The sequence below is a fragment of the Rhodopirellula sp. JB055 genome, from assembly GCF_043100905.1.
GTDB lineage: Bacteria > Planctomycetota > Planctomycetia > Pirellulales > Pirellulaceae > Rhodopirellula.
Map to the genome: position 1 here is coordinate 1 of NZ_JBICHO010000098.1, position 9,203 is coordinate 9,203.

Genomic DNA, 9,203 nt, shown 5'->3' on the forward strand with positions numbered 1-9,203 from the left:
CGATCCCCCCAAAAGGCGCCAAACGGGTAGGGGTTTGCAAAACCAAACCCGTGTCGAGCCCAATCGAAGCATGGTCCCATACCGCTGCACCAGACAGCGAAAACCGCTGAGTAATGTACGAAGTCAGGTATTCTTAATTGCCGAAGTCTGCCACAAAACCTGCCCCTGTGCTGGATCGGTACGTCGCCCCAGCAGAAACGTAAGTCCCCTCGGCTCCATTGAGAAACCTGGCGTCACTGGCCTGCTTTACCTTGCCAATCGGATCCGACTTGGGAACACCTTCAGCGTACTTTTTCGCGTAATCCGGGTGCTCCATCGCCCATCGCGAGCGTGTGATGCCAGTTGGCAGCCGACACCCGAAGGAAGTCAACAGGGCACTTCCGGCAACGAGCCACACGATAGGATGGAAACTTGTTTTCAAGAGATCATCATCATTGATTTCGTTCGAACACCTGTCACGGGCCCATTTCACCCTCCGCGATATCAAATCGCCCCCCCCCGCCACAAGCGGAGTTCACGGCACGACCGCTTTCCTCCTGTGAGGTATTGCCGTATTCAACGCGGTGTCAGCAACACCTTGAGACCTCTGCCCGCGCAGGAGATCGTGCCGTTTTATCTCACTCTCCGTTTGAAAGCGTGATGAGCCCCCATTGCAACTCAACACTTCAAAACTGCATGACCTCACAGGGCGAGGAGGCGTCGAGGTGTAGGCCAAGTTCCACCTGGCAACCACGGCAATGCTTTGGAACAAAGCCAGCCGTCTGCAACAATTCAGGCGACATCGAACTGAAAATTCAATCGGCCAGCCACACGCGCCAGGTGGAACCTGGCCTACAACCGGCGTCGCGTTTGTCACCAGAGAAATCCCGGTTGTTGGGTGGCAAATGATGGAATTCAATGATGGAATGATCTGTGTGTTGGGATTGGACACCACTCCGTTCACCGGGAAGAAACCGATGCCACTTTTTGATCACTCTCTCCATCCCACCATGGTCACCATGAGCCATTCCTTTCGACGCTCAATCTGTGTTCTGTTCTCCGCTTTGACGCTCACGCTCTCGTGCATTGCTATCCACCCAGTCCGGGCTCAACAGCCCAACGTCAATCACTCGGCCCGGCATCAGCTTGCGATTGAACGAGCCCGATCCAACCTGCATTTAGATGCCCCAGGTTCTGCGAACCGGCAGGTGGCGTTGGCCGATGCGTTGCTGCGTGCGGGGAAGGTCGACGACTCCATCCCGCACTACGAAAATGCAATCAAGCAATCGCCTGACATGCGGCCTTACCTTTGGCAGTATGGCATCGCGTTGTTCTTCGCAGGACGTTTCGAAGATGGACGCGAATTATTCGAAGCCCACCGCCGTGTGAATCCAAACGATGTTGAGAACGCGGCGTGGCACTTCCTCTGCGAAGCCAAGGCCAATGGCATCGAGTCGGCTCGCAAACTTCTTCTGCCCGCACCAGGAGATCGACGGATTCCGATGTCGGAAATCCTTGATCGCTTGCCCGGTGGAGACGCGACCAAGATTGAGGCCGCCGTGAATGCGATCCATCAACCAGCATCGAAACAATCAGCGCGTTTCTACGCTGACTTGTACCTGGGACTGATCGCGGACGCCGAAGGAAAACCCAAGGACGCTCAGGCCTTCATGACGCGAGCCGCGAAGACCCCGATGGCTCACTACATGGCCGATGTGGCTCGTGTGTACGCCAACCACTTGAAAGCGTCCGCCAAACCAGACGAACAGTGACACAGGATTCGGACCTGTCCTTTGCGACGTCGATCAAGCTTCGGCGATCGACTCCGCATGAATCTCTTCATCGAGGCGATGCCCGCAACGATCACAATGGACGGCGCCAGCTCGATGACTCGCCAATCCACATTGCGGGCAGGGATGATGTTCCGTGGTGACCGCCAGCTTGCTCGACAATTCCGCGCTGACAAAACCAGTCGGAACAATGATCAGCGAGTAACCAAGCAAGATCAGCGCCGCCGAAATGATCTTGCCGATCGTGGTGTGCGGGACAACGTCTCCGTAGCCCACCGTTGTCATCGTCACGATGGCCCAGTACATCGCTTGCGGAATCGAGGTGAATTCGCTGTCGTGCGTATCACCCATCAAGACCGTTTCGATCTGGTACATGAGCGTGCCACTGATCGTGACGGCGACCAAGACCACCGCCAAAAAGACAATGATCTTTTCGCGTGACTTCCAAACCGCATCCGAAAGCTCATCGGCTTGGCTCATCATTCGCCAAAGCTTCAGAACTCGAAAGACTCGCAGCAACCGAATGCTGCGGAGAATCACAAACGACTTCGCGGAATACTCGACGAACAGTGCGAAGTAGCTTGGCAGAATGCTGAGCAAATCCACAATTCCCCAGAAGCTGAACGCGTACTTCAGAGGATGACGCACGCAGTACAGACGCAGCGCGTACTCAATGGTGAACAGAATGGTGAGAATCCATTCAAGCGTCCAGAACCAACTTGCGAGGGGACTCGCTGGGTCCGCTGCATTCGGTTTGCTTTGCAGCCCAAACTCAGGCACGGTCTCCAGGGAAACCAGCACAAAGCTGGCGATGATGGCGACCAGCAATGCGATGTCGAAACCACGACCGAGCGGTGAATCAGCCTCAAAGATCACGTCGTAAAGCGTCTGCCGGACACCGGGTTCGGCGGGACGCTGGATCAATCGACGCCGCAACACTTTTTCGGTCGCGGTACTCATGTCATTTGGGGACCGCGAGAAACTTGAATCTCACATCGCTGTTCAATGATTTCCAAATGATGAAGCAGATGTCCCGCAGCCACCCAAGCCATCCCACGAACACTGATGCGGTTGCCATCCACCGTCCCAACATTGTCCCAGGCGGTAGGATTGATTCGCCGCAGCAAGGTCGTGTTGGCTTGTCGACAAAACCCCAGTTCGGAAATCAACTCTCGCATGTTTCCCAAACCGAAGCGAGCCGCGGCATAGGCGTTTTCATCCCAAGCGGGCTGGTCGGACTGATCTCCCGCCGCGATCCGCAGCATTCGATCCCCGGCGATTCGTTCCGCGTCGACACAGTGCTCAATCACCTGGCGAACCGACCACGCATAGGGCTTGTGAACCTTGTCAATCTGCTCCGCAGAGAGACTTCCGGCCAGCTCGCAAACCCAGTGCAACTGATCCTCCATCGCTTTCAGGATACATTCACCAGGCACACGGGCGGCCAATTCACGATGGTAGTCGATCGACAATTCGCCCTCGCCGGGCCGCCGACTCTTCGTTCGACTCATGGAAACGCTTGCTTGCATCAGTTCTCAAACTCAATGACTTGGAGATCCGGATGATTCTCGGCCAACGTGTCAATCACGTCGAACCCGATGCTGGTGTTGGCAACGTTCATGCTCTTGAGATTAGGCAGCTTCGCCAATTCTAAAAAGCTCTCATCGCCAAGTTGCGTGCCGGCCACGTTCAATGTTTGCAGCTTGGTCATCTTCTTCAACACAGGCAACGATTCGTCCGTCACGGAAGTCGACTTCAGATTCAATTCTTCCAAGTTGACCAATTCGCCGAACGCGGCCAGTGTTTCATCATTGGTCTTGGTTTCCCAAAGACCAAGGTAGGTCAGTCCAGTCAGTTTTCCCAATTGAGCGATGCCTTCGGGTGACGCCAATCGGCACTCCGAAATATCGACATACGTCACAGCCGGCAATTGCGAGATGACATCCAATCCCTTGTCGTCCACCGACGAATCACGAAGCTCAAACCGAGCCAAGGATTTGTTGTTCGCGATGTGCTGGATGCCTTCCCCAGTCACGTCACAACCACGAATCCGAAGACGCTTGAGCTTGGACAGGCCCTTCAGTTCCGCCATCGCGGCATCGTTGATTTTTGAGTAATCACCCTGCAACTGTTCCAGTGTGGGAGTCTGTCCCAACATTTTCATCGTCGGTCCGTTGATAGTCGTGCAGTAGTTGAAGTTGATGGACTTCAGCGGCAACGGTGCAAGCTTGACCAATCCGTCATCGGTCACCTTGGACTTTTCCAATTGAACGTCGGCAAGCGTTTTGATCTTGGCCAGGGAATCCATGCCCGCGTCACCAATGTTACTGTTCCGCAAATCGATCGCACGCAGTTTGTTCAATCCCGTCAGCAATTCCATCCCTTCGTCGGTCACACCGGTGCGACGCAGGAACAACGCTTCGAGCGTGGTCATCTTGCCGACCGTTTCCAAAGTTTTGTCAGTGATCGCGGTGTCGGTCAGCGTCAGACGTTTCAAATTCGTCAGCGAGGTCAGGTTTTCCATTCCCGCATCATTAATTCCAGGACCATTGAAGGTCGCCTTTTGCGTGTGAGGGATTCCGCTGAGATGCTGCATCGATTCTGCGATGCCGCCTTTTTGATTGGCAATCGAAAATTCGATGACATTGCCGTCGCCACCTTTTGTAAGGATGTATCCGGCCTCGGTCAGAGCGGCCACGGCCTCGGGATCGTCCGGGTTGACTTCCACCGAAACGTCGACAGCGGTCTCTTCGACTTCCGGATTGTTCGTATCCTTGTCAGTCTCTGAATCCGAGCGAGAGCAACCGGTAAGGGTCAAACCACCAACGAGCAGTCCAGTCAACAACGAACGATGAAAGATCATGGGCCAAGGGTTTGGGAAGGAGGGCAAAATCAGTTTCATTTGGACGGGGGCAAATTGCTGCGAGGAAGGTGCTGTGGGTGGGCGTCAGCCATCGGCGACTGAGAAGGAACTGCATTCTAGCTGCGATCGTCTTTTTCTTCTTCCCCTACTTTTTGCCCAACGCGCGCTTGGCGGAAAAGAACTCGGTTAATAAATGGCCGCATTGTTCTGCCATGACTCCGTGAGTGATTTCGCAGCGATGGTTGAGACGCGAGTCGGTCAACACTTCATACAAACTGGTCACCGCACCCGCCTTGGGATCGCTGGCCCCAAAGACCACCCGCGGCACGCGAGCTTGCAGAATCGCACCCGCGCACATCAGGCAGGGTTCCAACGTCACGTACAACGTGGTTTGCTCCAAACGCCAATTTTCGATCGAGGCGGCCGCTTGAGTGATCGCGATCATTTCCGCGTGTGCCGTGGGATCATGCAAAGCTTCGCGCTGGTTGGCCGCCGCGGCAATCGCGGTTCCCGATCGCACGATGATCGCTCCCACAGGAACCTCATCCTCCAGCGCGGCGGACTGTGCCATCTCGATCGCCCGCTGCATCCAGTGGCGATCAATGTCCAAGGGATCCAAACTCATGGGTTGCCTGCCGGTGTGCTTGCGGAATTTCCTTCGCTCGACGTCCCGTTTTTTTCAGGGGTCGAATCGTCATCCAAACGCCGCACTTCGATCCCTCGGATCTCACTCTCGCATTGAAAATTCGCGATCCCAACCGGCAAGCAGGGATCCATTTCAATGCGGATGTCAAAGGTGTGCTCGGCTCGGTTGACGCTGGCCCATTCCGCACCATCAATCCACGTGGTCACGTTTTCCGTGTCGACTCGAATTCGGATCTCGTACCACTGCTTGTTCTTGAAATCTTGGTACCCCGTGGTTTCGTTGCTCGAGGCGTCGTTGCCGTCGATGCTGCTGATGCCCACGACGCCACCGCCCCAGCCTCCCAGCACGAAACTGCAGTGATTTTTCCCCACCGGGAAGGTCACGGCCGCGAAAAAATCGAAGCCGTCTGTTCGCCGAGCCTGCATCCGCAGCTCATAGTTTTCGAGTGGAAACTCGCCGGTCCAGCGGATCCCAGTCAGTGGGTCGCCCATCCCCAATCGGAACAACTCACCGGTGGCAGTCGGCTTCGTGTCACCGTCCTCGGACGTTTTCTTCCATTTTTCTCGCGTGATTCCGCCATCCCCGCCAAAGTGGGCTTCGTCCCATTTGCCTGCCAAAGGACGCCAATTGCCGGCTGAATTCGCTGTTTTTTTCGCCCCGGCATCGGCTTTCTCCGCCACAGGGGGAGTTCCCCCGAACTGGCAAGATGCAGAAGATGGGACAAGTGCGAGCGTCAGCATTGCGAAGAATGCCCGCGACGCTAGAAACGAAGCCAGTTTGATCGAAGGAGTGGATTGCGGACGCACGATAGAGACCTTGAACGAACGAATTGTCATAGACGCCCATTGTCCTCGCGAGAGCACCGCTGATGCAACCGGTCACCAAATTTCGACTGCTCGGCTTTCGATTGGCTGTGATCGCGTTGGTTGCCTACTGGGTCGCGATCTTTGTGGGCACGCACCTGCCGAAAATGCCCCAATCGCTGCCGTCGGTGAACGACAAAGTGATGCACTTCACGGCTTTCTTCGGGCTGGCGATGCTGCTTTGCTACTGCACCAACTCGCCCCGTGTGTGGCGTCGTTTTCCGATCATCGTGGCAATGTGCTTGGTGTACGCCTGCGTTGATGAACTGAGCCAATCCTTGGTCCGCGGTCGGCAAACCGACGCCTTGGATTTTCTGGCTGACGCCGCGGGAACCCTGACCGCGGTGATCTTGTACGCAACCGTCCGCTGGGCTTGGTTGAGCCACCGCGAACGATCCGAATCGGTCCACTCGCCGTCGACGAGCTAAGCGTAGATCGCAAACAAAATCGGAAATCCGATGCCGACAATCGTGTGCAGCGCGATTGCAAACCAGTATGGCCCGGGCGTCTTCTCTCGCTCGACAACGATCTTGTCGGCCGCCCATCCGAACATCGCGCATCCCGTGAACAGTTCCAAACCAATCAACAGCACCGCAAACGCGGCAAAGACCAGCATCATCATTTCTTCTTCGCCCGCCGCTTGGCTTCGAGCAACCGTTCGGTGTAACTCGTTCCCGAAGAATCTTCTTGGCCGCTTCCGGACGCTGACGGTCGCGGGGCGTCCTGCGAGTCACCAGATCGGTTCTGCGAAGAATCCAATCGGTCAACACCAGAGTCCTTCGAACCACCCACGTCGATCGATTCCGGCTCGAACCGGGGACTGGCTCGTCGTTGCTTGTTGACGTCCTCTTTGGTTTGCCGCAGTTGATCCAATCGTGCCACCGTCGTTGTCTCTGGCTGGGCATCCCCCACCATCCGCTTCCACCAAGTTTTCAAAAAACCAAATCGAATCGCAACACGTCTCACCAGCACATCGGTGAAGAACAACACGCAAGCCGCCAACACGAACCAAGGCCACGCATCGCGAATGCGACGAGCCAATGGCAAGCCACCTCGGAACGCATCTCGCGAGAGCAGCGCGTCGTCCAAGGTCGCTTCCAACGGTTCCGTCACGACCCCGGCTTCGCCACCCTCGGGTCTCATCGATGCCAACTGTGCGATCAACGTTTCATTCGTTTCGCGGTACCGGAACTCTTCGCTGTAAGGCACCGTCACGCCCGCCGACAACGGTGCATTCCCGTCACCGGGAATCACGTTGACGAAGTACGTTCCCGCTCGATCAATTGGGAAGGATCCCTCATAACGGCCGGGCGCCGTTTGCTCCATTTCCAACATCAATGGCTGCAACTCCGGATCCAAAACGGAGCCACCGACTTCCAGGAAGTTAAGGAATGAATCGTCTTCCCCAAGCGCGGTCACGATCACATCGACCCTATCATCTCGCACCTGAGTCGCCAACGAGAATTGCCCCGTGTCTCCGGTCGGCCGCATCAACCATCGCACCAATTGCGAATGCAGTTTTTCGTATCCGGGCCATCCCGTCCACGCGTTGGTCCAGCGAGCCCCAGCGTCGGTGGTCAGAACCGCAGACCGCCCAAGACCATACGTCCATGTTGCCAAGACGGTCGCGTTTTCGGGCGTGCTGGGTTTGGGCGATTGAGCGATGACCTGCACCAGCGGGCTGTCTTTGACCTGAGTCATGACAAAACCGGTGATGGGTGGAAGCGAGTCCACGCCATCGACGATTGGGTGCGGGAAAACAATCTGAGGCGTGACGCCTCCCGGAGGCTCATAGATCAACGGGCGAGTCACTCGGCGGGCTTCGCGTTGAAAGATCCCAGGCAGCGCGCGTCCCGATTTGACAGCGTAGTACTTGCCGCCTGTGGCACGAGCGATGTCCTGCAATCGCTTGCTGTCAGACAACCCGTGCGATTCCACCGCGACGGTGCTGATCGTGATGCTGTTGTCTTGGAATGCCTGAATGACGCTGTTGGTCGGCGCTCCCGGGTCACCATCGCTGATGATGATCAGGTGCTTGACCGACGCATCGGTTCGGACCAACCCCGCGACCGCCATCCGCATCGCGGGATCGAACTCAGGCATATCGCCAGGCGTCATTCGACCGACCGCTGCCAACATCGCACGGCGGTTGGGACCGACTTCCAACATCCCTTTGGAGCCGCCCCACAACCACTTGTCGCCGTTCATGGTCCAGTGAACCACGCCGGCTTTATCGGCGCTACCAAGTTGCTCGATTGCGGCAATCGAGATCTGCTTTTGCCAGTAGTTTCCCTGCGCCATTTCGCTGGCGTGCATGATCAGAGCCAGCGCGCCGACGCCTTGCACCTTGGTGTTCTTGATCTGGAAATCGACCGGCATCGCTTTTTCAAGCTCCGTTCCCGTCCACCCACCGGCCCCTAAAGAATCCGGGCCGCCGATCATCAGCAACCCAGCCCCGAGTTGCTGGGTGTTGCGGACCAGCATCTCGATTTGGTCGTCGCTGAAGGAAGTGATCGTCTGCGTCGTGTCCCCCGACACCCGCGCCACGCCGGCCAAGATCACCGCATCATAGGGTTGCAGTTCCGCCAACGATCCAAAGAGCTGCGTCGTTGGCATCGGCGTCACTTCGATGTTGGAATCGCGCAACGTTGCGATCAGCAATTCGAAATCGCCAATGTCCTCTGGCCCGTGAATCAACAGCACACGCCCTTTGCCACGAACGTAGGTGTAGCCCGTTGCACTATTATTTTGCTTCAGCGAATCGTCTTCGTCCTCATCCGCGATGAATTCGGCTTCATAGGTGTACGCGGCCGGTTGATCGATTTTGTGCTGCAGCGGGAACACATTCTTTCCCGGTTGCAACTCAACAGTCTGTTCCAACAACAACGCCTCTTCGCCGGCCACCTTTTGCTTGACTCGCAATCGTCCAGTCACAGGCTTGTCTGAGTCGGTCGGCTTTGCCCCTTGGCGGTCGACCACAATCCGAGCTTCAAAAGGTTGCCCTTTGCGAATATTCGAGGGCAGATCGATCTTCTCGACCAAGATCTCTCCGCCAGCTTCTT

The 9,203-nt window shown here is 56.4% G+C and carries 9 protein-coding genes; 2 read left to right on the forward strand and 7 right to left on the reverse strand.

Translation table 11 applies throughout. The features are described 5' to 3' along the window. Positions 1-884: 884 nt before the first annotated feature. A complete protein-coding gene (locus ACF8AM_RS03970; RefSeq protein WP_392554387.1) occupies positions 885-1,751 on the forward strand; it encodes a tetratricopeptide repeat protein in 867 nt (288 codons plus the stop codon). A gap of 33 nt (positions 1,752-1,784) precedes the next feature. Here the strand turns inward: ACF8AM_RS03970 and ACF8AM_RS03975 are convergent, their stop codons facing one another. From ACF8AM_RS03975 to ACF8AM_RS03995, 5 genes are all read right to left on the reverse strand, one after another. After that, complete coding sequence (locus tag ACF8AM_RS03975) at positions 1,785-2,729, reverse strand: ion transporter (RefSeq protein ID WP_392554388.1); 945 nt, start codon at positions 2,727-2,729, stop codon at positions 1,785-1,787. Next, positions 2,726-3,298, reverse strand: coding sequence for a DinB family protein (locus ACF8AM_RS03980; protein WP_392554389.1), 573 nt, complete (start codon positions 3,296-3,298; stop codon positions 2,726-2,728). The genes ACF8AM_RS03975 and ACF8AM_RS03980 overlap by 4 nt, the downstream gene beginning before the upstream one ends. Continuing rightward, complete coding sequence (locus tag ACF8AM_RS03985) at positions 3,298-4,632, reverse strand: leucine-rich repeat domain-containing protein (RefSeq protein ID WP_392554390.1); 1,335 nt, start codon at positions 4,630-4,632, stop codon at positions 3,298-3,300. The genes ACF8AM_RS03980 and ACF8AM_RS03985 overlap by 1 nt, the downstream gene beginning before the upstream one ends. Positions 4,633-4,777: 145 nt before the next feature. Next, entirely contained in the window at positions 4,778-5,257 is a 480-nt protein-coding gene (gene tadA, locus ACF8AM_RS03990) for a tRNA adenosine(34) deaminase TadA (RefSeq protein WP_007325362.1), read from the reverse strand. Further along, complete coding sequence (locus ACF8AM_RS03995) at positions 5,254-6,114, reverse strand: family 16 glycoside hydrolase (protein WP_392554391.1); 861 nt, start codon at positions 6,112-6,114, stop codon at positions 5,254-5,256. Before ACF8AM_RS03995 ends, tadA begins: the two co-directional genes overlap by 4 nt. Before the next feature lie 32 nt (positions 6,115-6,146). Between ACF8AM_RS03995 and ACF8AM_RS04000 the strand changes: the two genes are divergently transcribed. Next, positions 6,147-6,569, forward strand: coding sequence for a VanZ family protein (locus ACF8AM_RS04000; RefSeq protein ID WP_392554392.1), 423 nt, complete (start codon positions 6,147-6,149; stop codon positions 6,567-6,569). On the opposite strand, the gene ACF8AM_RS04005 is transcribed toward ACF8AM_RS04000, so the two are convergent. Both ACF8AM_RS04005 and ACF8AM_RS04010 read right to left on the reverse strand, forming a co-directional pair. Further along, a complete protein-coding gene (locus tag ACF8AM_RS04005; RefSeq protein WP_392554393.1) occupies positions 6,566-6,763 on the reverse strand; it encodes a hypothetical protein in 198 nt (65 codons plus the stop codon). The genes ACF8AM_RS04000 and ACF8AM_RS04005 overlap by 4 nt on opposite strands. Further along, a partial coding sequence (locus ACF8AM_RS04010) for a glutamine amidotransferase (protein ID WP_392554394.1) occupies positions 6,760-9,203 on the reverse strand: 2,444 nt, incomplete at its 5' end. The genes ACF8AM_RS04010 and ACF8AM_RS04005, both read right to left, overlap by 4 nt.

Excerpts from the sequence above, each read along its gene's own strand:
- ACF8AM_RS03970 (WP_392554387.1), top strand. The coding sequence starts at position 885 with ATGATGGAATTCAATGATGGAATGATCTGTGTGTTGGGATTGGACACC.
- ACF8AM_RS03975 (WP_392554388.1), bottom strand. The coding sequence starts at position 2,729 with ATGAGTACCGCGACCGAAAAAGTGTTGCGGCGTCGATTGATCCAGCGT.
- ACF8AM_RS03980 (WP_392554389.1), bottom strand. The coding sequence starts at position 3,298 with ATGCAAGCAAGCGTTTCCATGAGTCGAACGAAGAGTCGGCGGCCCGGC.
- ACF8AM_RS03985 (WP_392554390.1), bottom strand. The coding sequence starts at position 4,632 with ATGATCTTTCATCGTTCGTTGTTGACTGGACTGCTCGTTGGTGGTTTG.
- tadA (WP_007325362.1), bottom strand. The coding sequence starts at position 5,257 with ATGAGTTTGGATCCCTTGGACATTGATCGCCACTGGATGCAGCGGGCG.
- ACF8AM_RS03995 (WP_392554391.1), bottom strand. The coding sequence starts at position 6,114 with ATGACAATTCGTTCGTTCAAGGTCTCTATCGTGCGTCCGCAATCCACT.
- ACF8AM_RS04000 (WP_392554392.1), top strand. The coding sequence starts at position 6,147 with ATGCAACCGGTCACCAAATTTCGACTGCTCGGCTTTCGATTGGCTGTG.
- ACF8AM_RS04005 (WP_392554393.1), bottom strand. The coding sequence starts at position 6,763 with ATGATGATGCTGGTCTTTGCCGCGTTTGCGGTGCTGTTGATTGGTTTG.